The organism is Parabacteroides sp. AF48-14 (genome assembly GCF_003477465.1).
Classification (GTDB): domain Bacteria; phylum Bacteroidota; class Bacteroidia; order Bacteroidales; family Tannerellaceae; genus Parabacteroides; species Parabacteroides acidifaciens.
Map to the genome: position 1 here is coordinate 44,589 of NZ_QUDI01000009.1, position 21,205 is coordinate 65,793.

A 21,205-nucleotide genomic window follows, 5' to 3' on the forward strand; every position below is an offset into this window, starting at 1 on the left:
AATACTAATAAAATGGGATTGAAATTAGAAGAAAAGGCAGTCTGTGCCCAGTGTAGGAAAGACAAGGTTCATGTAGACATCTGCAAGGCCAAAGACAAGACAATGCGCGAACAGGTAGAGGTCGAATTTGCTGTATGTGGCGTATGTGGAAAAGGATACTGTAGCCTTCGGGCCGATCCGGCTGATCATCTTTGTGAGTTCTGCGGTGATGAGATTTACAATAATGTAAAAGAGGACGGCTCGCTGGATCGTCAGCTCATCTGGAAAGAAAAGAAGTAACATCCCGAACGGTTACTGCGAGGCGGTTCGATTCCGCCTCCGGGAACAATTATCAATCATAAAAACATACGATTATGAAGGCTAACGAAGAAATTTTAAAGCAAAAACGGAAGATATTACACGCTCTTCTGGCAAAAAGTATGATGCTCCAGTCAAAGCCTTATATGCTGGAGAGCTACGGGGTATGTTCTACGCTTGACCTGACGGAAAACGCTTTGGACGAATTGATCTCACGTGTCCGTCAAATTATGGCAGGAAAAGAAGATGAACCGGACAAGGATATCCGTACCCTTCGGCATAAATGCCTCCGGCTTATGGCTGAAATCGGTATCGACACGAAAGACTGGGAAAATGTAAACCATTTTATGCTGAATCCTCATGTCTGTGGCCGTATGCTTTACGAACTGGATGAAGAGGAGCTGCGTGCCTTTCGCATGAAGCTGTATGCAATCCGTGACGAGGTAGAACGCCGTCGCATTGCGCGCAGGGAGGCTGAATTAAAAGAACAGCGGCTTGCCGCATTAAACTGATAATATGGTAAAAGTAAAGCAAGACAAGAAAATACCAACTCCGGCAGAACTGTCGGAGATGGCAAAATTGGAAGAGGAAAGCGATCGGATACTGGAACTTTTGTTTGACGATCCTACAAATCAGGCATTACTGGACAAACTCAATCAGATAGATGTTGACTACGTCCGGCTATCAGGTGAGAAATCAATGGAGTATTAACAATATAATATCAAAGTTATGACAGACATTAGTCAATTATCCAGCAAAGAGCTGAAAGCCTTATTGGCTCAAAAAAGAGAGGAAGAACATAAAGCGGCACTCGAAAAACGTGCCGCTTATGAGGGTATCCGGGCGGAATTGGTCCAGAAGGTAGAAAACAAGGTTCGCTCCGTGTGTGAAGAAGTAAAAGGGTTACATAATTTTTGCGTGGACGAATTGGGAGCATTCCGCAAAGTGCTGGCCGAATATGGACAGCTTCGTAGCTCCGATCAGATGAACTTTAAGATTCAGGAAGGCAATTTCTGTATTGAGGTAAAATCCTGTAAAGTGAAAAAGTTTGATGAACGTGCTGACGCTGCCGCCTCCCGGCTGATCGAGTTCCTTCAGGCATGGATCGAAGGCAAGGAAGACGGACAAAATAATCCTATGTATCAGTTAGCAATGACTCTCCTGGAGCGTAATAAGTACGGTGATCTGGATTATAAATCAATCAGTAAGCTGTATGAACTGGAAGAGCGCTTCAATGATCCGGAATATTCAGCTATCATGACGTTATTCAAGGAGTCGCATTTGGTTGAAGGGACTTCCACGAACTTCTACTTTTCCGAGAAAAATAGTCTGGGCGTATGGACGAAGCTGGAACCGTCGTTCAACCGTCTGTAAAGAAGCCAGTAAAATCTACAACCCTCACTCCCGGCCGCTGGATATATGTCTGCCCTTGCGATTTTCAATATACAGTGTGCCGGGTGGATAAAAAAGAAGGTAAGTGGATGCTTTACTGCTTCAAATGTAAACAATCTAATGGCAAATATTATCGCGTTATGGACGAAAGATTAGACTTCTCACAGAATTGGAACGGCAAATTGAACTGTAACAGTTTTACAACGATGCGCCTGCACAATCCGATAAAATACTGCGTTGGAGCCGTTAAGCAAATCTACCTGAAGGGTGTTTGGAAAGGGAATGCCAAAGTCTTGGACGTACGGCGTATCTACCTGAAGGACATCAATCAGTTTGTTGCAAAATTGGATACAGGTTTGCCTGTTGAAGATTGCCGTCAACTGTTCCGCACCATGTACAAGAACCGCCCCGGCATCAACTGGGATACTCAACTGATAGACCTTTGTCTATTTGAATACCTGAAAGAAACAAAAGAACCCCAATTATTTAAGTAATGAGCACACAACAACACATAATCAATGTCAATCCGCCAAAATACCAGAAAGTGCATGAAAATATGGTCTTCCGTAATTATGATTGCCCGGTATGTAACGGACGCGGTTCTTTCACAGAACAAACAGGCCCTAAAGAATGGTCTTCCACCTATTGTGATTATTGCGACGGTACAGGCAAAGTAAAAGCGGTTGTAAACATCAAATGGCAACCGGATTATGAATGATTAAAATTAATGGTATGAAATATGTAGTGTTTGAACAAGAAAGAACCGGTTTAAAAATGCCGGTTCTTTTCCCCGACCATGTTACACACAGCGAAATAAAAATAGAAGGGACAAAGGTTGTTTCTGCTGGTTTTTGTCTTGTCGGGACCGAAGAGATTGTAACTATTCTACAAGAGAGAAGCGATAGCTTGAATATTGGTCCAGCAAAGGGTGACCGTGAATTAATTATAGCGGTATTATGCAATGCGGGAGTGTATGCTTTCATGAATTATGATTCAATAGTTTAACAATAATGGAAACAAATAAGGCTAAAATTTACATTGAAAGTAATAGTGCAAAGCTTTCCGATCATTCGGGCGATTATGAAGCTGTATCTAAGTATCACGCGTTAAAGGCCATTGAAATACAAAAAAAAGATTATGCTTGGCATGATTTGGCAGCAAACCCCGATGACTTACCGGATCATAGAGAGATTGTTGTCGTTAAAATAAAATTCGATATATTCCATTATGCTATAGGCGTATATAGCCAGATTAATGGTAAATGGTATTTGAGAGAAGATGATGAATTTTATGAAACAAATAAGATCATCATAAAATGGCAAAAGATCAATGAATGACTAAAAAACTGAGTTATGAAAAATAAAATAAATCGGCCAAAGGCAATAATAGAAATAACTTCTTTCAGAGGGATAAGTAGTGATGCTATACATTTTTACGGGAAACTAAGAGAACTGATTGAATTTGAATCTTTCGAATTAAAAAGACCTATCACTAAAGAAGAGTTAGAAAAATTTCCTGATAGGTTCTATTGTTACGAAGAAGGAGATATGATCAACGCTTTTAATTCTTGGATAGATGTAATCGATACAGGCGCAAATGTCGCAAAAGAAAAAGGCATAGACTTGAATGATATAGCTGTAGATGGAATACCTAATACAGAACGTCTTTCGTATTACGATGCTATCAAACCTTTAGACATAAGACTTAAGTGCAAAAAGTGCAGAAAGGTTATTAATCCAGGAGAAGGTGTGTACAATACTCCCAGGGGAGTATTTTGTGAAAAATGTTATTAATTCAACTCTAAAAAACAAAATATGACACTGAACGACAATTCCCCGATGCCCTGGGGTAAATACAAAGGCGAGAAAATGGTAAACGTCCCGGCCGCATACTTGATGTGGCTATATGATAATAACAAATGTAATGCGGAAGTCCAGGCCTACATTGAAGATAACATGGGCGCTCTAAAAGAAGAAATCAGACAATCAGGACGAAGATATGTTCAAAGAACCTGAAGTACAATTATCAGCCTTAAGGAAAGGCGACTGCTTTATGTTTAACGGAGAGCCTTATATAGTCAAGAAAACATATTGGAAGGATTTAGGTATGATTAAACAGAAAATATGGGTATCAATAATGAAATTCGATAACAGGTCTTGGCATTCTATAGGGGATATAATGGTGTACCGTATATCAAAAGGATTATATGATTTATTGATTCAAACTAAAAAATAAAAAATAATGATTCACCCTCATTCTGGCGTGAATCATTATTTTAAAAGATCTTAGGCAGTCGAATAATACTCATCTAAATGCTTTGTCGAATAATATTTATTAACTTTTATCCGTATTACGTGTCGATAAAATAGTCTAATTTTGTCAAAAGATAAAGGAGCTACTGCGAATAGCTCCTTTTAGTTGGATTTTGGCTTTTATTTCTTGTTTTTACTTGAACAGTAACTAACTCCCCAAAAACAAATTGAAATAATTGCCATTAAATAAAGTTCCATATAAACACCTCCTTTCTTTTGAAACAAAGGTAAGGAGGTGTTTTTGTTTCACCAAATTATTTAATAAATAAAGTCTACGATATTGAAAAGTTTTCCACTTTTTTGTATATTCATGCTGATTATAAGACTATTGCATTCTTAAATAAGAATAAATATTTCCCCAAAAGGAAACATGTAGTTTGTCTTTTTTAAGTTTGCGATTAACATAATCATGAAACAATGTGTAAATCTCTGCTTCAGATTAGCTACTTCTATATGGAAGAGTTCAGAGTCTGGGAAAAATGGAATCAGATTAGACTCATATCACGAAAAATGTGAATAACTTAAAAACGGGCACTACTCGCAAGGTAGCGCCCGTTTATGATTAGATAGTATTTCCATCTTGTTTTTCTACTAATGTGAGGCTTCTTAAACGGTATAGTAGAATCTTTGAAACTTGTATTTGTGCCTGTTCGTGAGTGTATTCTCCTACTGGAGGTTGTGCCCAATAATCATCAATCCAATCTATGTCAGGATAAAATAAGGCATTTCCTCTTCGTTTTTTATCAAGAAGGTCAAACCTGATAGAACGAACTCCTCCATATTCTTCTGCTAACTTTTCTAATGCTTCCCAATATGTACGATTGTAAACTGTAAGTTTACGAGTTTCTATGAGTTTCCTTAATTGAGGAGTCAAGTTTCTAAGTTCACCTTTTATGAAACTTTCTACTGTTCTTGCTGCCATAAGAGTCTGTATTAGTTATTTTACAAAGATAGAAAATCCCGATTAGAAAAACTGACCGGATTTTTTAATTTATAACTGACGTGATCTGCTATAACTTCCATCTGTTGGCACGCGCAAAAGTGAGGATGTATAAAGAAAAGTAACAAAATGTTTGTATCATATTGGTTATGACCTTTATTTTGTGATTAGTTCGTCGTTAAGGTTAGTTCGTTTTGGTTATGCCGTATACAAACAGAAATACATTGATCAAGATGGTAAGGGTACAGGACATCGTGCTGGAACATAAAAAGCATGGTGTCACACAGCTGTATGTATATGAGCACATCATTAAGGACATGTTCGTAATCTCTTATTCTACCTTTAACCGCTGGCTTTCCTATCCAGCCAAGCATGAGCTGAAGTTCGGCCGGAAACGGAAAGAAGAGGATAAACGCCAGTTGTCCCTGTTTTAATCCAGTATCGCCATCCCTTTGAAATCGACAAAAGTCACCATCCATCCTTTATATTTATGATAGTGCTGCCAGCCAGAAGGCACAAGGCTGGTCGACGTGCTTCCCGCCATCCGGATTTGTTTGCCCTGAAGGATATCCTGGACCTGACTGGCGATCGCTTCGTGGTCTTGTATGACGTTGTCACTGATGGAGCCGTCCTGTGCGGCTGTGCAGGCGCTAACGATGTGTATGCGCAGGGCAAAGTCGGCGCGACTGACAGAGCCGGCAACCTGATCCAGCGGGATGCGCTCCGGGAACTCGACGAAGGCTACCGGCGACACATAGATGATACCATCGTACTGCGCGTTATACCATTGTACTGTTTTTAATTGTGGGATCGCTTTCAGCAGCTCCCGGACGGAATCAAATGTTTCGTAAAGCATAATCAGAATTTTTTAATTAGTTTATCTATTTCCTTTTCAAACTTAGCCTGTATTTTTTGCTCCAGTTGTTCGGATGGCCCAACAAACTGGCGTTGTGGCATCGTAAAGCCCGGAGGGCGTCCTGCCTGCAATCCTTCATTGTGTACCTGTGCGTAGGGCTTGTCTACAATGATCGTAACCTTTCCGGGTTCCCGTTCGCCGACGATACTGTTAGCCATGTGTGTCCCTTTCGTGTCGCCGGTGTGGGAGATCAGGAGGGCGCGGCCTTTGTCCTTGGCTTTCCACTTTTCGAGCGTCTTACCGGTGATCGGCTTACCTTTACGCTGGGGAATCTTCCTTTCCGGCCATTTAACAAGGCTTTTATCCGTGAAACCCTGGTTGACGAAGCTGTTCTGGAAGTGGTTCAGGGCTTCCGTCTCTACGATCCTGAGGGCATCATCCTGGATGAACTTCTGGAAAGCGCTGATCAATGCCTCGGTAGGGCCAGTAATATTTTCGTTCATATCTTTGATTATTAATGAATAATTCCTATATTTGTAGCACGTTTCCATGCAAGGAAACGGGGTCTGTGTTACGCTTCGGGCGGCTCGGACCACTGTTCGCCCCGACAGAAATGCCGGGGTGTCCTATTTTTAGAGAGTGTATATCTCTCTTTCCCTGCCTGTAAAGAAATAACGCGCATGTATTCCTGCCTTTTTTAGTTTATCCAGCTCTATATGTACCTGTTTTGTCTCTTCGTCCAATTGCAATAATACGACTTTTGCCCCTTGTTTCCGGACCGCCTTTACTGCATGGCGCACAATATTGTTATGGCTTGACAAGCGTTTCAGGTCGGCAGGCAATCCGTCTATAACCACGTCTGGTGAAGAGACACCCGGCTGTTCCGCCTGATGTTCCACACGATAACCATTCCTGGCAAACACCCGGCACATCTCCGCCTCTTTTTTATACTTCAGGCGTTCGTTCTTATTGATTGATCCGGCTTCTATACGCTGCTGGTGCGTAGCCAGGTAGCCGCCATTATTCCCGTTGAAATAATCCTTTTGCCATTCCATGCCTAATGCTTCGTATTCATTCCAAGACTTCAGCACATCGGAGGCCGAACGGATATTCTGCCGGACAAAGTAGTACAGGCGATCTTTTTCTTTCTCGGTCAAACCCTTATAATACGGGTGTGAGGTGTCAAATATTTGTGCCGTCTTACCAACGTTCGTCTGGAACATCTCCGGGACGATCGGCACGCCTGGCGGCATCCGGACCGGATCATCTGTTGACTGCACACTGCATCGGCAATTCCAACCGTTGGGCGGATAATACTTGTCCCAGAACGGATGATCGATCGGAATAACACAATCGTGCAGTGCCGCGTGCGATTCGCGGGTACGTTTGTCCTGAACGGCGATGTAGCGGAGATTCGGGTACAGGTCTGCTTTTCGTTCGCAGTCCTGCCACCGACGCGCCGCTTTGGCGGCGGCATGCGCCTGGTTAAACTCTGTTTGTAGCCAGCGTTGGTTATACATCTCGCAGACACGAAGGGCATCGCGCCGGAACTCCTCCCAAGTTTTCATACTCCCGTCGTCATTGGTCAGCAAACGTGCTGCCTCTTTGACCTCCTGATTACACTTGAAGGCATCGAACACGGCAGTGTTGTAGCGAAGGTTCTGAAGAAAAGCCCAGTCGGTACCGCCCCATTCAACACCGGTCTTACCGTAACCATCAGTGAGGCTTCCGCCATCTGGGTGTATTCATGTTCCCAGACCTCCGGCGATATCGCATCCGGCTGTTTCTTTTTGAACAGACGTTTCAGCATAAAGTCGACAACGCTTTCGCTAAAGTCTATATCCCGGTATCCGGCAAGCGAGAGCAACGGGATCAGGCTGCCTACATAGTCATAAGCCAGCCGGGCAGCCGGTTGTCGTTTTTTTTTTCGTCGGTTTCTTCTTGCCCTTCCGGTTTATTCGGTTGCTGGGGTATGTCGGAATTACCTTCCGCCTTACGTTTGAGTACCGGGAAACTGAAGGATGTTTTGTCTGTAATCGGGTAACCGTGGTATTGCAGGAACGGGAACAGTTTGTAATTGACAATGTCCTGGATACGTTTGAGGCGGCCTCGGTAAATTTGTCCAGGACGCGTTCGTGTACTTCGGCAGCCCCTACAAACGACTTTTCGTCACTGGTACCGGTCTGGCCGTTCATGAGCTTGGCGATCTGATCATCGCAGAACAACGCCATATCCTTGAAGTTCTCCGCACCGGCACGGCTGGCCGTTTGTACGATGTTTACCTCTTCTTCCACATCGCGGATAATCCAGCCATTTGAACCGAAATTGCTCGCCATTTCTTCCTTCTCTTTAACCTCTTCTTCGTTGGAGGTATCGATAGCAAAGTCCAAAAGCGGCTTGCCGAACCGTTCGTTGTATTCCGACCAATCCGACCGGGCAAAGGTTTTCCAGATCACTTCGCGCGTGATGCTCTCTAACTTGCCGGGATTGTTAGGATCACCCAGCGGCAACAGGAAGAAATCAAATTCCTTACCGTCGTATGAGATGCCTTCCCGGTCGGAAGGATTCAGGACAATCTGCTTTTCGAAAGGACGCACGTGTTTACGCGGGAAAACTTTCACATCGGTGAACTCCCCCTTTTCGTCCTGTTCCTGAAACTCGGCAATGGTGTACTCCCAAAAGTCTGTGTACATGGCAATGGTGATAAAGTGCGTGAACCAGGGACGTTCGAAAAGGCGGGTTTTCTCTTTGTTCATCGTCTCGCCTTCCAACACTTCAAACGGTTCGGTGATCAGGTAGGATTCCGCCTTTTCGCGCTCGGCTATCACCTGGCTGTCTTTCCATGAGTTTTCATACATGGTCAGCAGGTCGATCCGGTCAGAGTTCACAGGATCGAGAGCGTTTTCTACCGCCTTGGTCAGATTGCTGATTTCCATCTTTACCCGGTCTATGGGTTGTTTCGCTAAAAGCCTCGATTTGCGCCCGGTTTGTTTTGCGCCCTTCACGGCGTTAAAAAAGTTTCTTATATACGTTGATGCCTTCATACTACTTAAAGTTTAAATTTCGGACGTTTAAACAGTGTTTAAACAGTCTTATTCAAATGGGTTATGACTGCGCTTCGGGCTGGAACCCCACCGGAACCGCGTTTTTACTTTCCCGTCCTTCTGGAGCGGAAGTAGATCGGTTGCCGCTTTACCGCTGGCAACCGCCTCGATCTCACGGCGCACATCGTCGTAGTTCTTGGCAACACGCTCCGGGATATCCGTATCGGCTACCGTATTGTGCAGGAAATAGACCGACAGTGACAGCATCCAGCGAACAAGCGTCTGGTTGCGGGCTGCCCCGGACCGGGAAAATTCGGTTTGCATGTTGTAGCGTGCTGCGAGGTTGGACATGATAAAGCCGTATGCATAGCCTTCGGCCTCTTCGAGTTTATCCACATCCCCGCCCAGGAGCATGTTGAGTAGTTCCGGATTGATAAATGTCCGGTAGTCGCTTTGTTGTAAGAAATTCATCATTGTTATCCCCTCCTTGCTGAATTATGTTTGTACTTGCCGCTGCGGGCGGTTGTTTTCTTGCCAATAGACGGTTTATTGAGTTTATAAACGCCACCCTCTACGGCATCCGGGCCGTCGTCGTGCTCGGCATCCGGGAAGCCTAAGAATTGGTTGCGCAATTCCTGCATGTCCGGGCTATGCTTCTCTACCCGGTTGAAGCGGATCAGGCCGCGTTCGGCATAGGCGGAAAGGTCCTCGATGCGCTCTGTCTTTTCCGGTTTCTTGCGCTTGTCGCCCCGGATGGCGATGCTGTAACCGCGCAGTTCCGCTTCTTCGTCGTATTTCTTCAGGTGGATATCCTGGATAAAGTTGGCCTCCATCCAGTGCGGGCAGGTTTTGTTCTCCGGAACTTCTTCCGCCAGGTCGTAGTGCCCGCGTACCATTTCGGGAGTAGTACACTGGCGGCAGAAGACTTTGTAGATGTCGAAGTATTTGCCGTTCTTGCCGATCAGGGCAATTGCTTTAAAGTCGTTTTTCTTCGTCTCCTTATACGATGGATCACAATAGGTAATCAGCTTTTCGCAGTTCTGGATCGGCGGCAAGTCCGCCCAGGGCAAATGTTCCTCCCGGAATATGCGGCCGATAACGATATGCTGGTGGAAGAGTTCACGAAGAGCCAGGCGGCGCCCCATATTTTCCATCTTAGTCAGGATTTGCTGGCGGGTATAACGTTCTTTCCAGGCCGGTACGCCTTTCTCGGACAGGTCCATTTCGTGTGTACGTGGGTTCTCCAGGGCATACACTTTCAGGTGTGTAATCGTTTCCTTTTTCGGATCGCCTTCTTCCACGTCGCCCACAATGTGCGCCAGGATGCTACGTTTGTGGATACGGTTGCCGATGACTACAAAACGGCTTCCCTTTGTCGGGGCACAACCGTATAAATCGCCCAGGACCCAGTCTGTCGCCTCCTGTACGCGTTTTTCATTCTTGCATATTTCCGCATCGTCGATATCATCCGTTATAATCAGGTTGGGGCGGAGTGCGGCTTCGCGTACGCCACGCGGCGATTGTCCGCGCCCGAATGCCCAGAAGCCGATCCCGTCATTTGTGACGAAATGGCCAGTATCCCATTTCCCGGATTTGTATTGCGGACCGTAATCGGCTTTATAGCGTTCATTGAACATCAGTTGTTCCTGAAGGTCAGCCAGCAATCCGTCCGCTTTATTCTCATTCGCAGACGAGAGGACAACCCCTGTCAATTTCCCCAATGCTTTCAGGTACATGGGTAGAAAGATGTCCATGACCACAGACTTTGCATGTTCGCGCGGCCATTCGCCAACAAACATAATATCCTCGTTGTCGACAATCAGCTTGACTCCCTTTTTATGGAACCAGCCGAAATCGGCATCCATAAAGTCCTCGAAATAGTAACGGCAAAACTTTGTAAAATCCGTTTTCAGTCTGGCGATCCGTTTCGTCTTTTGCGTTTCCGTCTCCTGTGCGATCGGTTGCAGGCGGACAGTCTCCTGCATCTCGGCAAGCCACTCGTTGTACTCGCGTTGTTCTTTGGGTGTCAGGTTACGTTCCAGGCTCATGACATACCTCCCCTCTGTTCATTTAGGAAATCGTTCAATGCCGGTGCGACGTCGCGTGCCAGTGTCGGATAGTTGTCTTTCAGGAACTTATTGATCAGGCGGACAATCCGTACAAGGGTTGTCCAATCGGCCTCTTTGACTTTGATCATGTTGAACAGGTCGCGCGCTCCGTCGATGTCCCTCTTGCTGATCAGATGCGGTTCTCCACCCTCTTTTTCTTCTTTAATGTATCGTTCCTTCAGTTTGCGCAGGGTTGCCAACTGGTAGCGTACCAGGTCGCGGGTATCTTCGTGGATGGTTTGCATGGCCATCAGGTCCTCGGTAGCCTTCTGGTCCCATTCGCCGTCCTTCTTCCAGCGTGTGATCGTCTGTTCGGAGCGTTGCAGGATGCGGGCGATCTCCTGCTGGGAGACGCCTTCTTTAAACAGGATGTAAGCAGCTTCTTTGTCGTTCATATTCGCGTACTTTTTTTCAGCAAAGTTCCTGTTGGACAGCACTTGCGAAAAATAAAGTTCCAAGGATGAGAATAAAAATTGTCATCCTTGGAATTTCGTTTTGAACCGCTTCCTTATCCCTTTTCCTTTGCCCCTGTAATCAATTACGAACGAACACGAATTTTTTAATCTATGAACAAGTATGTAGACATCGTTAACAAAGACACGAAAGAAGCCACAATGCGGCTCTACGGCGAAATAGGCAGGCAGATCGACGCCGACCTGTTCGCCCAGGAGTTGGCCGCACTGGACGACCGGGTAGATAAAATACACCTGCATATCAACAGCCCCGGCGGCGACGTGATATCCGGTCTTAGTATCGTATCTGCCATGCGCACGATGGCGGCGTTTATCCATGTGCATATTGACGGTATAGCCGCCAGCATGGCCGCAGTGATTGCCATTGCCGCCGATAAAGTCAGCATGCAGGATTATGCCAAACTGATGATCCATAACCCGTACCCGTCCGACAGTGACGCCGAGATGAACGACAAGATGCGTAAAGCCCTCGCCAGCCTGACCGATACACTGCAAACGATCCTGAGCCGCCGGGGCTGCAAAAAGGAAAAGATCGGATCGCTGATGAGCGCCGAAACCTGGTTTACGGCCGACGAAGCAAAAGCGGAAGGATTGGTTGACGAAATCGTTTCCAGCCAGCGGGCGGATGAACTGAAAAACCTCACGACTACGGAACTCTTAACCCGTATCGCGAATGAATATAAACCTGTAAATAACAACGAAATGGATTTGACAAAAATTGCAGCAAAGTTAGGTCTGCCGGCAACGGCGACCGAACAGCAGGTGCTGGACGCTATCGAAGCAAACCGGGTAAAACTGGAAGAGCAGCACAACCGCCTGGTGGATCATTACCTCGCCTTAGGGGTGAAGAATGGGACTGTTACGGACAAAAACAAAGATCGTATGAAGAAGCTGGCATCTGCCGACTTCGACCTGTTTGCCGAAATGGTAACCGATGTGAAAGATGATCCGGAAGGTGAAGAAGGCAAGGCAGGGGACGGTAAGGCCGTAACCCCGACAATTCAGGCAACCGGCCGTCTTAGCGCCGCCCTGGAAGAACTCAAAGCGAAGGGAGTCCCGGCACGCGGGGCCGACGCACGCGATTGGCTCTGGTACTCAAAGAACAATCCGAAGTACCTGGATGAACTGGAGAAAACAAACCCGGCACAGTTTCAGAAGTTGCTGGATGATTACGAAAACAGCTTATAACACGTAAAAGCATGGAAGAATTGCAGAATCCTATTGTAAAATGGCCGTTTGGCGCAGCAACTATTTTGCTTATGACAGCCGTCGGCGCTCAGGCATTTGATATCGTCAATAACCTGACGATTGTAGACGGATCATCCGTCGTGGCTACGGACAACCGTACCCTGGACCTCACCGCTGATCCCGACCTGGCACCGGGGGCGCGGGTAATTGTAAAAACAACCTCTACAGCTACAGAAAAGCTGAATCCGGGAACGGGTGTAAAGGGGGAATCTATCACTGGTATAGCCGGAAAGACGTTCGTCACAGAGTATGTCTATGATGGCAGCGGCTTTGTCCAGACAGGCAAATCAATCCAAATTGACTAACAGATATGGCAGAAATCAGAACAACGCTCTATTCCAAAGAGCTGCAAAAACAAATTTTCCCGGACAACAGCTTTTATAAAAAGTCTGTTTCCGAAACCGGTGTGGCTGATACTACTGAAACAGTAGAAAAACCGGTGCAAACCCCGATCAGCAAGGCAAAAGAGGGCAAACCCAAATCCTTGCCGCTGGAAATCGAAGTATCGACCGACACGAAGAAAACGTATAACACGACGCTGATCTACTGTCAGCCACTGTTGATCGATTCCCAGAGTGAACTGCTGACCAATTACAGCAAACGCCAGACCAAGCAGGAACAGCAGGCCGGTGAGATGAACAACAAGATTGCTGCATACGCAGCCTATCATTGGTCACCGACTAAGAGCACGAACATCCTGAAAACGACCGGAGAGGCTCGTAAGAGTAATATCCTGGGGCTGACCTCTAACCGCAAATCCTTGACAAAGGATGATTTGCTGACGTTGCATAACCTGATGATGCGTATGAACGTATCGGGTCTCGGTGGTAAATGGTACGGCATGGTAACCCCTGACCAGTATTCCGACCTGTTGAAGATTCCGGAATTTGTGGATTACTACAAAACCGGTAACAGCACGAGATTGGAGACCGGAGCAATGGGTATCATTTTGGGAGTTGAAATTTTCATTCGCACTACGGATGAAGGACATTCAGGCATACTGTACAAAGCGGACGGGACACCGTTGCAAGGTGATTCCGAAGTAAAAGACACCCTCCTGACCGGCGGCCTATTTTGGCATGAAAAGATGGTTTGCCGTGCTGAAGGTATGGTTCGTACCGTTGTCAATGAGAACGCTCCGGGTTACCTGGGCGGTACCATCATCGAATCGTTTACCCGCTTCGGTGCCGACATTATCCGTGACGACCAAAAAGGTGTAATCGCTTTGCTGGAGGATAAGGCATGAGGACCAGCCGCACAGGAATAGCACTGATAAAGAGCTTCGAGAGTCTCCGCCTGGAGGCTTATCGTTGCCCGGCTGGTGTGTGGACAATCGGCTATGGCCATACCGCCGGCGTTCGCCGGGGAGATGTGATCGATGAACAGCGGGCGGAATACCTGCTTTCCGAAGACTTGAAAAAGTTTGAGGATGTGGTTGGCCGGGAGTGCCCGCATGTGAATCAGAATCAGTTTGATGCCCTGGTTTCTTTTACGTTCAATTGCGGTACCGGGAACCTGCTGAAATCCACCCTCCTGAAGTGCGTTAAAGCGAATCCGCTCAACACGAATATCCGGGGCGAATTTATGAAATGGAATAAATCGAAAGGTACGGTCCTGGCCGGCCTGATCCGCCGTCGCAAAGCGGAAGCGGATTTGTATTTCTCTTAAACTCAAAGTAATGCAATGAACTGGGATATCATATTGACAATGCTGGGGACCGGGGGGATATTCTCCCTGTTTAACTATCTGATCAATCTGAAAGCAAAACGCAAAAAAAGCGTGTTGGATAAAGATGATATCTCCAGACTCATGGCTGAACGTGATAATGAACTTATTTTAAAGCAGTTTTATGAAAAAAGGGATATTCTTGAAAAATTGTCTGCTCTGGAAGAGATGCTCTATCAGCTGGTACGCTGCAAGCATTATTATGATTGCCCTGCTCGCTACAAGCTGCAGGAGTACAAAGCGAACCTCCAGCATCAACGTAACAGACAGCCTGACTTGGAATCGAAAGGTTTCCGTTACCCTCGCGACAATCCCGTCGAGTCTGGCGGAGTTGACTGCCCCGATGGACAGCCTCCGTAAACTGCCGCCCGGTGCGGCATACGAAAAGAAATCCGGACAGGCAAACTTGAAACTGTCATATAACAACGGGAATATTCAGGCTTCCGCCTCCTGTGACAGTTTGCAGTATCTGGTCTATACGTACGAAGAAACAATAGATCGGCTGATGAAAGAAAATGCCGAGTTACAAGAACAGTTAAAGCCCCCCGAATTTACGCTTAAATGCTACTTAACCGGGGTTTTAACAGGTATTATGACAATATTAATCTTTCAATTTATACGAAAATGGCAAAATATATTTTAGGCGTAAAGCTGGTAAAACATGGCGAACCTGCCGCCGATGGCGGTATGTCGGATGCCTTGGCCAAGCAGTTGTTGCCTTACAAGGAATCAATCGAATTTCAGGATGAAGACGGCGAAGTCGTGAAGCACTTCCTGCAAGGCGCGCGCTATCCGTTCCTGACGATCTACAGTGCTGCCGGCACTACTTTCAAGTTTGCTGTCCCGATGGACAACGAGAACCTGAAAGAATGGATGGGCGGTGAGATTGTAAGCGGGCAGTGGAAAGCCCCGCGCGGAAACTACCAGACAACTCGCAGCCTGGAACTGATGACAGAGTTCGACATCCCGATCCAGATCCCGGCGGCAACTTGTTACGGTGTCCGTAAGTTTGCGAACAAGACGACTGACATCTCCCTGATCGAGATCAGCGCGATCATAGAACTGCCTGCAAAAGCAGATGAAGCCCCTATGACAATCGGTGTCAAAGAAGTAGTGAATTCCGAAGGATAACGGAGTATGGAACAGCAGTTGACAGAACAACAGGCCGTGGAAACGGAGATTAAAACCGTTGAAACTCTATTGGATCACGGGGTGCAGGTACCTATCCCTGCGCCCTGGCTGCTTCGGAAGCTGGGGAAAAAGGTAGTCACGCTGACAGTACGCCGCCCGGATAGTGAAACGCTTTGGAAGATATCCGGCTTGTACCTTAGGATGAAGCAATGCGCTACAACGCTGGAACCAGAAACATTGGACGAAGCTCACTTGATGATAAACGAGTGTATGGTACCGGCCAGCCGGATCGTAGCCTATGGCATCTTGTCGTATTGTACGCCATTAGGTATCCGGAACCGCTTGCTGGCGCGTTTTCTCCGCCGGCATCTGGACACCCGGCAGATGATGGAACTTTGGACAATGGTATCCAGCCTTTCGGGGGCACACGATTTTTCCAACTATATCAGGTCGATGTCGGGGATGAGGATAACGAAACCGAAGATACCGATCTGAGCCAGGATGAAAAGGGAGTTAAAGGGCATTTCGAAAGCTCTCATAGCCCTTTCGGACTTATTTACCAGATCGCAAAAGATACAGGTTGGAGCCTGGAATACATACGCAAGATACCGTATGCCACGCTCATCATGATGCTATCGGATGCCCCCAGGTATATAAGTAAAAAAGAGGACAAACCGATCCGGATCACTTCGAAGGAACAGATGTTTGCGGTGTTTGGGAAGAAGGGGGGATAAGTTCATTGTTAACGTCAATGATAGCAAAGCCTAATTGGCGTTCTTTTACATCCCCATCCCAATAATCATTAACTTGAATCCTATAAGCCCCAGAATGATCTTTCAGGGGGATGAATTCAGCTCGACGTCGTGGAAAGTCTTCAGTAATAACGGGTTTTGTATTGTATGCTTTGGATAGAAATTCAACAAGGTCTTCAAATTTAACTTCCGGAACGGAATCATATTCGTAACGAATACCACTAAATGGAAGAATGTCTCCTTTGTATGCAGTATCAATTTTACTTGGATTCCCGACATGTTTACGCAATGCAGGCTCAAGCTGGCTTAATGACTGTATCGGTTCTACTCGATTACAAGACATTAGTAATACAATAACTACTATTAAAGGCAATATCTTTTTCATACAACAAAGTCTTAAATCACAAAAGTAATAACAATTTCACATGGAACCTATCAAACTTGAATTTATTGTAAAAGGCGATATCGAAAAAGAACTGGCAAGGGTTCAACTTGCCATTAAAGGCGTAGGCGATGAAAGCTATACGTCCTTTAAACGTTTGTTAGGTAATAGTAATGACGCTTTTAACGGATTAAGTAACAGTGCCAAACTTAACGCGACTATTTTACAAAGGTTTATTCAAAAACTTCAGCAAAACGAGGCTGCCCAGGAAGCTCTTTATGAGAAATTCAAGAAAGGTGCAATTTCGAGTGACGAATACGCACAGGCACAATCGCGTCTGGCCGTACAACAGGCAGAATTAAAACAACGTGCCTCTGATGCAAACCGTATCCTTGAACGTGAAATACAGTTGAATAGAGCCGTGAAAGGTTCTTTAGTAGAAAAAAAGACTACTCTTAACTTACTTAGGGAAGAATATAGCCGGTTGAACAAAGAAGAACGTGAAAACGAAAAGATTGGCGGACGGCTATTGAATCGTATCCGGGAGTTGGATCGGGAATTGAAAAATGTAAATAGTAGCCTAAAAGAAACAAAAAATTCATCAGCAAACCTGACAGACGCATTAGAACAAATACCAGGACCAATAGGTAGCAGTGTTTCTCAATTACGGCAACTGTTCTCTGCTGGTAAAGCATTTATGTCTTCTGGTATTGGATTGTTTATCGGAGGTTTGACAGCTTTATTTTATGGGTTAAAGATCGCTATTGAAGGCAGCGAATCAGCTACAGTTAAGCTGAATGCTAAAATGGAATATTTCAAAAGCCTCTATTCTACACGTAAAAAAATGCTGACTGAATCAGTGTTAGGTTTTTATAATCTGATCACAGGAGATATAGATGCTGCTAATAAAAGTGCACTTGCTTTTCGTAGCTTACAACTTAACCAAACTACTTATGCCAAACTGAACGAAGAGGCTGCGATTAAGCAGGTTGAAATCAATAAATTGCAGGAGCGTAATAACGGACTTATTCTGGCTAATGCAGCCGCAATTGAGCAATATCGTACTCAATTAATGGATGTAAATAAAACATTTGATGAACGGAAAAAAATAGGTCAAGAGATATTAAAACTTGAAAAAGAAAATGCAAACCTAAAACTTACACCTTTAGCTGAAAACTATTATAATTTTCAAGAAAAAGAAAGCCATACTTTTATCAAGATTTCAGAAGAGTTTCCCAAACAGATGAAGCTCGCAAATCAGTATTTTGACATCTTAGCAAAAGGAGGAGAACTGACTCTTGGTCAGCAACATGATTTGATTGATGCCATCCATGATATAACTGCAGGATTGGATAAAGGTTGGGACGACGAACAGAAAGCTAAATTCCGCTCCTACTTTACCGACGCCCTGACCGTAACAAAGGAGTATTACAGCAAGTCCCGCGAGGTATCTACCAACCTTAGCAACATTATCAAACAGCAGGCGAACGAAACGGCCAGAGCCAATAAGAAAACAGCCTTGCAAAAGCTCGAAGAGGAAGTAAAGCTCTATAAAGAGCAATACGCCATCCTGTATGCATACGAGCGCAACATGGGGAAGGAAGCGGCAGACGAAGCCTTTAAGGACCTGAAGGCAAAAGGCGGCGATTTCATTGCCTACCTGTCGAATAAAATAAATGAACTACAAAGCAAAACGAACCGGACAAAAGACGACGATATTATGCTGGGTTACCTCCAAAAGACACGCCAGGAGGCAGCCCCGAAGTTCGATGCGTCCGCTTTCAAGCAGAGCATCGAAGAGAAAAAGAAGCTCTATAAACAGGATATCGACGGGTATGCCGAATACCTGGAGAAGCTCCGCCGCCTGATGAACCAGGACAGCAGCAAGGAAGGTCCCCAGAAGCGCATCATCATAGACCTTGCTATCAAGGATGTTAAGGAGGAACAGCAGAAGAACCTGGACGACCTGCTGAAGAACTACCAGACTTTTACCGTGAAGATGACCAGCCTGGAGAAGAGCTACCAGACGGATATGGGCCGCCTGAATAAAGCCTACCAGGCAGCCACCACCGAATACGACAAAAAGCGATATAGCGCGGCAATGGATGCCCGGACGAACAGCTATCAGGTAGAACTGGCTACTATGCTCACTGAAAATTCCGGCTTTACGCAGGTTTTATTCGGCGATATGGAGCGGATATCCCGTGAGACTTTAAAAAAGGCCATTGCAGAGGCAAAGAAGTTTGTTGCAGAATGGAAAAAGATTGCAGGTACACTTTCTCCGGAAATGAAAGCCCTATTGGACAACATCGAGCAGGGTATCCGGTCGGCAGAAAATGAGAGCAACAGCCGCCTGCCACAAGATTTGCAAGCTGTAGCCTCCTCGCTTCAGGATTGCGCCAATATGGCCGCCACTTTCGACAGTCAGCTGGGCGATGTGGTACAGACTGCTGCTGATGTCGCCCAGGCTGCTGCCGGGATCGCTGCCGGGATCGCTCAGATATCGAGCGGGAACATCATACAGGGTATCGCCAGCCTTGTTTCCGGAGTAACCGGCTTTATTTCGAGCATAGGCAAACGTCTTCAGGAGAACAAAAAGATACGACAGGAATACTTACAAAGCCTTGTCGATACTTATAGCAAAGAGATGGAATACAATGCCATCCTGCGCGAACGCCTCCGTATCCAGCAGCAGATCGGCGAAACGACTCTGGAGTACCAGGAACGGTTAAAGAAGGAACTGTCTTTGCAACAATCGGCTATCAATCGCGAATACCAGGAAGTCTGGGGCAAATTGATGGGCGAAGATTATATTTCCGGGACGGGGTACAAGCATGGCACTTGGTTCCGTAAGGCAAAAACCTGGAACGAGTACTCCAGCCTCGCCGGTAAGTCGTACGAAGAGATTGAAAGCCTGTACACCCAGGACAAACTGGATGGCGCCGCCAAAACCCTTTTTGAACGCCTGAAAGCCCTGAAGGAGGAAGGTGCGAACGTGGTCGAAATGATGGACCAGCTTAACGAAGAGATGAAAGAAAGCTGGACCGGAACGACTGTCTCCGCCATATCAGACAGCATCGCGCAAGGATTCCTGGACGGTAAACGTTCTGCGGCAGACTTTGCTGATGACTTCAGGGGGTTGATGCGAAACGCCATGATGCAAGCGATCCAGATGAAATACCTGGAAGCTCCCTTAGAAGAATGGTATGAGAAGTTTGCAGAAGCCTCTGAAAATGGCCTGACAACGGATAAGATCGAAGAGCTACGCAAGCAGTACGACAAGATCATCGAAAGCGCCGCAAAGGAAGCGGAAGCAATGGAGAAGATCACCGGCGTGAGTCTGGCAGAAGACGCTACACGCTCTGCCGTTGCAAAAGGTATCCAATCCGTCAGCCAGGACAGCTTTAACGAGTTCATGGGTAGTGTCAATGCGCTTACTTATATCACATCCAATATAGACAAGAATACTACCAACATAAGTACAATCCTGTACCAAGCGGCTGAGAAGTGGATACAGATCGAAGAGAATACCCGTTACTGCCGCCGTCTGGATGGCATTGATCGGGATATAAAAGAGATGAGGAACGGTATAACCTCAATGGTCAATAACGGAGTTTTAATGCGTAAACCATGATAGGAGCCTTTTACATAGATGACATTGACATTTACGCCCGCTACGGTGTCGTAATCACCGGCGGAGGGTATAACGACCTGCTTTGCTTCCCGGCCCTTAAAGAGCCTGAAGCGAACGACTGGCCGGAAGAGGATGGCATAGAAGTGGACCTCACAGCACCTGTTTTGGAGGCAAAAGAGGTGACAATATCATTTGCTTGTGATCGTGTAGATGCATCTGATTTCATCTATATGATCAGTCAGCCGGGATATCACACGCTCCGGATCACGGAGCTGGCAAAAGACTGGCGGCTGCGCCTGCTTACCCAGACTGCCAACAAGGATTATAACCGCGCTGTGACCTTCAGCCTGAAGTTCGCAGACGACTTCCCTGGCCGATCGGATGATTATACCGTAGTTTCCGGCAGCGGCCTTACTCTTCCGGTTTCGGAGTATGAGATAGATGATGTACCAGTTTCGGAATATGGCATAGAGATAATCGGCGGTTGGGATGACCTCTTAAAGTCTCCGACCGTAAAACAGAACCTCACCCGTTCTTTCGCAACCTCGGACGGCCAGCTTTACGACGCGGATCACGTCGTTTTCAACAGCAAAGAAACGGTGCTTAAATGCTGTTTAAGCGCCGTTAACCTGGCAAGGTTCTGGGAATGCTATACGGCTTTCTTCAATGATCTGATCCAACCGGATGAACGACGGTTTTACTGGGATTATACCAGCGAAGAATATCCCTGCTATTACAAGAAAAGTTCCGGTTTCAAAGTTCTGTCCCTGGCTGACAGGATCGTTGTCGAATTTAACTTGACGTTGGTGTTTACTGTGTTCCGGATTGGGGAAACGGAATACCTGCTTGCCTCCGAAGATGGGGAATTTATTGAAACTGAAGATGGTGAATATTTAATCGACATGAAATAA

The 21,205-nt window shown here is 46.0% G+C and carries 29 protein-coding genes; 20 read left to right on the top strand and 9 right to left on the bottom strand.

The features are described 5' to 3' along the window. Nucleotides 1–12: 12 nt before the first annotated feature. The 10 genes from DW083_RS05995 (at nt 13) to DW083_RS06040 (ending at nt 3,704) form a co-directional block, all read left to right on the top strand. Nucleotides 13–279: a hypothetical protein gene (locus DW083_RS05995; protein ID WP_122331769.1), complete on the top strand. Its 267-nt coding sequence runs from the start codon at nt 13–15 to the stop codon at nt 277–279. 74 nt (nt 280–353) lie between these two features. After that, nucleotides 354–809, top strand: coding sequence for a hypothetical protein (locus DW083_RS06000; RefSeq protein ID WP_122331770.1), 456 nt, complete (start codon nt 354–356; stop codon nt 807–809). Nucleotides 810–813: 4 nt separating this feature from the next. Beyond that, entirely contained in the window at nt 814–1,008 is a 195-nt protein-coding gene (locus tag DW083_RS06005) for a hypothetical protein (protein ID WP_122331771.1), read from the top strand. 18 nt (nt 1,009–1,026) lie between these two features. Further along, nucleotides 1,027–1,671 (top strand): DUF3164 family protein, encoded by a 645-nt coding sequence (locus DW083_RS06010; RefSeq protein WP_122331772.1) that lies wholly within the window; start codon nt 1,027–1,029, stop codon nt 1,669–1,671. 158 nt (nt 1,672–1,829) lie between these two features. Beyond that, nucleotides 1,830–2,183 carry a hypothetical protein gene (locus DW083_RS21955; protein ID WP_147382094.1) on the top strand — a complete coding sequence of 118 codons (354 nt, stop codon included), beginning with the start codon at nt 1,830–1,832 and terminating at the stop codon, nt 2,181–2,183. Then, nucleotides 2,183–2,407 (top strand): hypothetical protein, encoded by a 225-nt coding sequence (locus DW083_RS06020; protein WP_122331774.1) that lies wholly within the window; start codon nt 2,183–2,185, stop codon nt 2,405–2,407. Before DW083_RS21955 ends, DW083_RS06020 begins: the two co-directional genes overlap by 1 nt. Before the next feature lie 14 nt (nt 2,408–2,421). Next, nucleotides 2,422–2,694: a hypothetical protein gene (locus DW083_RS06025; RefSeq protein ID WP_147382095.1), complete on the top strand. Its 273-nt coding sequence runs from the start codon at nt 2,422–2,424 to the stop codon at nt 2,692–2,694. Nucleotides 2,695–2,699: 5 nt separating this feature from the next. Beyond that, nucleotides 2,700–3,026 carry a hypothetical protein gene (locus DW083_RS06030; RefSeq protein WP_122331776.1) on the top strand — a complete coding sequence of 109 codons (327 nt, stop codon included), beginning with the start codon at nt 2,700–2,702 and terminating at the stop codon, nt 3,024–3,026. A 15-nt stretch (nt 3,027–3,041) separates the two neighbouring features. Continuing rightward, on the top strand, nt 3,042–3,482 hold the full coding sequence (locus DW083_RS06035) for a hypothetical protein (protein WP_122331777.1): 441 nt from the start codon (nt 3,042–3,044) through the stop codon (nt 3,480–3,482). A gap of 21 nt (nt 3,483–3,503) precedes the next feature. Then, nucleotides 3,504–3,704 (top strand): putative quorum-sensing-regulated virulence factor, encoded by a 201-nt coding sequence (locus DW083_RS06040; protein ID WP_122331778.1) that lies wholly within the window; start codon nt 3,504–3,506, stop codon nt 3,702–3,704. 859 nt (nt 3,705–4,563) lie between these two features. Here the strand turns inward: DW083_RS06040 and DW083_RS06050 are convergent. Then, nucleotides 4,564–4,923, bottom strand: a complete 360-nt coding sequence (locus DW083_RS06050; RefSeq protein WP_122331780.1) for a hypothetical protein — start codon at nt 4,921–4,923, stop codon at nt 4,564–4,566. Between the two features lie 251 nt (nt 4,924–5,174). Here DW083_RS06050 and DW083_RS06055 point away from each other — a divergent pair, with 251 nt between their 5' ends. Further along, nucleotides 5,175–5,375, top strand: a complete 201-nt coding sequence (locus tag DW083_RS06055) for a hypothetical protein (protein WP_147382096.1) — start codon at nt 5,175–5,177, stop codon at nt 5,373–5,375. Here DW083_RS06055 and DW083_RS06060 read toward each other — a convergent pair. The 7 genes from DW083_RS06060 to DW083_RS06090 all read right to left on the bottom strand — a co-directional run bounded on the left by DW083_RS06060 (nt 5,372) and on the right by DW083_RS06090 (nt 11,344). Beyond that, nucleotides 5,372–5,797, bottom strand: a complete 426-nt coding sequence (locus tag DW083_RS06060; protein WP_122331782.1) for a hypothetical protein — start codon at nt 5,795–5,797, stop codon at nt 5,372–5,374. The genes DW083_RS06055 and DW083_RS06060 overlap by 4 nt on opposite strands. 2 nt (nt 5,798–5,799) lie before the next feature. Next, entirely contained in the window at nt 5,800–6,300 is a 501-nt protein-coding gene (locus DW083_RS06065; RefSeq protein ID WP_122331783.1) for a phage virion morphogenesis protein, read from the bottom strand. 129 nt (nt 6,301–6,429) lie between these two features. Beyond that, on the bottom strand, nt 6,430–7,365 hold the full coding sequence (locus DW083_RS06070; protein WP_147382097.1) for a phage minor head protein: 936 nt from the start codon (nt 7,363–7,365) through the stop codon (nt 6,430–6,432). 321 nt (nt 7,366–7,686) lie between these two features. Next, entirely contained in the window at nt 7,687–8,841 is a 1,155-nt protein-coding gene (locus DW083_RS06075) for a DUF935 family protein (RefSeq protein WP_122331785.1), read from the bottom strand. Nucleotides 8,842–8,889: 48 nt separating this feature from the next. Beyond that, nucleotides 8,890–9,315 carry a phage protein Gp36 family protein gene (locus DW083_RS06080; protein ID WP_122331786.1) on the bottom strand — a complete coding sequence of 142 codons (426 nt, stop codon included), beginning with the start codon at nt 9,313–9,315 and terminating at the stop codon, nt 8,890–8,892. A 2-nt stretch (nt 9,316–9,317) separates the two neighbouring features. Then, a complete protein-coding gene (locus DW083_RS06085; protein ID WP_122331787.1) occupies nt 9,318–10,889 on the bottom strand; it encodes a hypothetical protein in 1,572 nt (523 codons plus the stop codon). After that, a complete protein-coding gene (locus DW083_RS06090; protein WP_122331788.1) occupies nt 10,886–11,344 on the bottom strand; it encodes a helix-turn-helix domain-containing protein in 459 nt (152 codons plus the stop codon). The genes DW083_RS06085 and DW083_RS06090 overlap by 4 nt, the downstream gene beginning before the upstream one ends. Before the next feature lie 171 nt (nt 11,345–11,515). Between DW083_RS06090 and DW083_RS06095 the strand changes: the two genes are divergently transcribed. From DW083_RS06095 to DW083_RS06130, 7 genes are all read left to right on the top strand, one after another. Beyond that, complete coding sequence (locus DW083_RS06095; protein ID WP_122331789.1) at nt 11,516–12,610, top strand: head maturation protease, ClpP-related; 1,095 nt, start codon at nt 11,516–11,518, stop codon at nt 12,608–12,610. An 11-nt stretch (nt 12,611–12,621) separates the two neighbouring features. Continuing rightward, nucleotides 12,622–12,975 (top strand): hypothetical protein, encoded by a 354-nt coding sequence (locus DW083_RS06100; RefSeq protein WP_122331790.1) that lies wholly within the window; start codon nt 12,622–12,624, stop codon nt 12,973–12,975. A 5-nt stretch (nt 12,976–12,980) separates the two neighbouring features. Then, entirely contained in the window at nt 12,981–13,916 is a 936-nt protein-coding gene (locus tag DW083_RS06105; protein ID WP_122331791.1) for a hypothetical protein, read from the top strand. Then, nucleotides 13,913–14,338, top strand: coding sequence for a lysozyme (locus DW083_RS06110; RefSeq protein ID WP_122331792.1), 426 nt, complete (start codon nt 13,913–13,915; stop codon nt 14,336–14,338). The genes DW083_RS06105 and DW083_RS06110 overlap by 4 nt, the downstream gene beginning before the upstream one ends. A gap of 15 nt (nt 14,339–14,353) precedes the next feature. Continuing rightward, nucleotides 14,354–14,755, top strand: a complete 402-nt coding sequence (locus tag DW083_RS06115; RefSeq protein WP_122331793.1) for a hypothetical protein — start codon at nt 14,354–14,356, stop codon at nt 14,753–14,755. Nucleotides 14,756–15,019: 264 nt separating this feature from the next. Continuing rightward, on the top strand, nt 15,020–15,526 hold the full coding sequence (locus DW083_RS06125) for a hypothetical protein (RefSeq protein WP_122331795.1): 507 nt from the start codon (nt 15,020–15,022) through the stop codon (nt 15,524–15,526). 6 nt (nt 15,527–15,532) lie between these two features. Further along, nucleotides 15,533–16,021 carry a hypothetical protein gene (locus DW083_RS06130; protein ID WP_122331796.1) on the top strand — a complete coding sequence of 163 codons (489 nt, stop codon included), beginning with the start codon at nt 15,533–15,535 and terminating at the stop codon, nt 16,019–16,021. A gap of 189 nt (nt 16,022–16,210) precedes the next feature. Here the strand turns inward: DW083_RS06130 and DW083_RS06135 are convergent, their stop codons facing one another. Next, complete coding sequence (locus DW083_RS06135; RefSeq protein WP_147382098.1) at nt 16,211–16,663, bottom strand: hypothetical protein; 453 nt, start codon at nt 16,661–16,663, stop codon at nt 16,211–16,213. 40 nt (nt 16,664–16,703) lie between these two features. Here DW083_RS06135 and DW083_RS06140 point away from each other — a divergent pair, with 40 nt between their 5' ends. Beyond that, nucleotides 16,704–20,294: a hypothetical protein gene (locus DW083_RS06140; protein ID WP_122331798.1), complete on the top strand. Its 3,591-nt coding sequence runs from the start codon at nt 16,704–16,706 to the stop codon at nt 20,292–20,294. Continuing rightward, nucleotides 20,291–21,205 carry a hypothetical protein gene (locus tag DW083_RS06145; protein ID WP_122331799.1) on the top strand — a complete coding sequence of 305 codons (915 nt, stop codon included), beginning with the start codon at nt 20,291–20,293 and terminating at the stop codon, nt 21,203–21,205. Before DW083_RS06140 ends, DW083_RS06145 begins: the two co-directional genes overlap by 4 nt.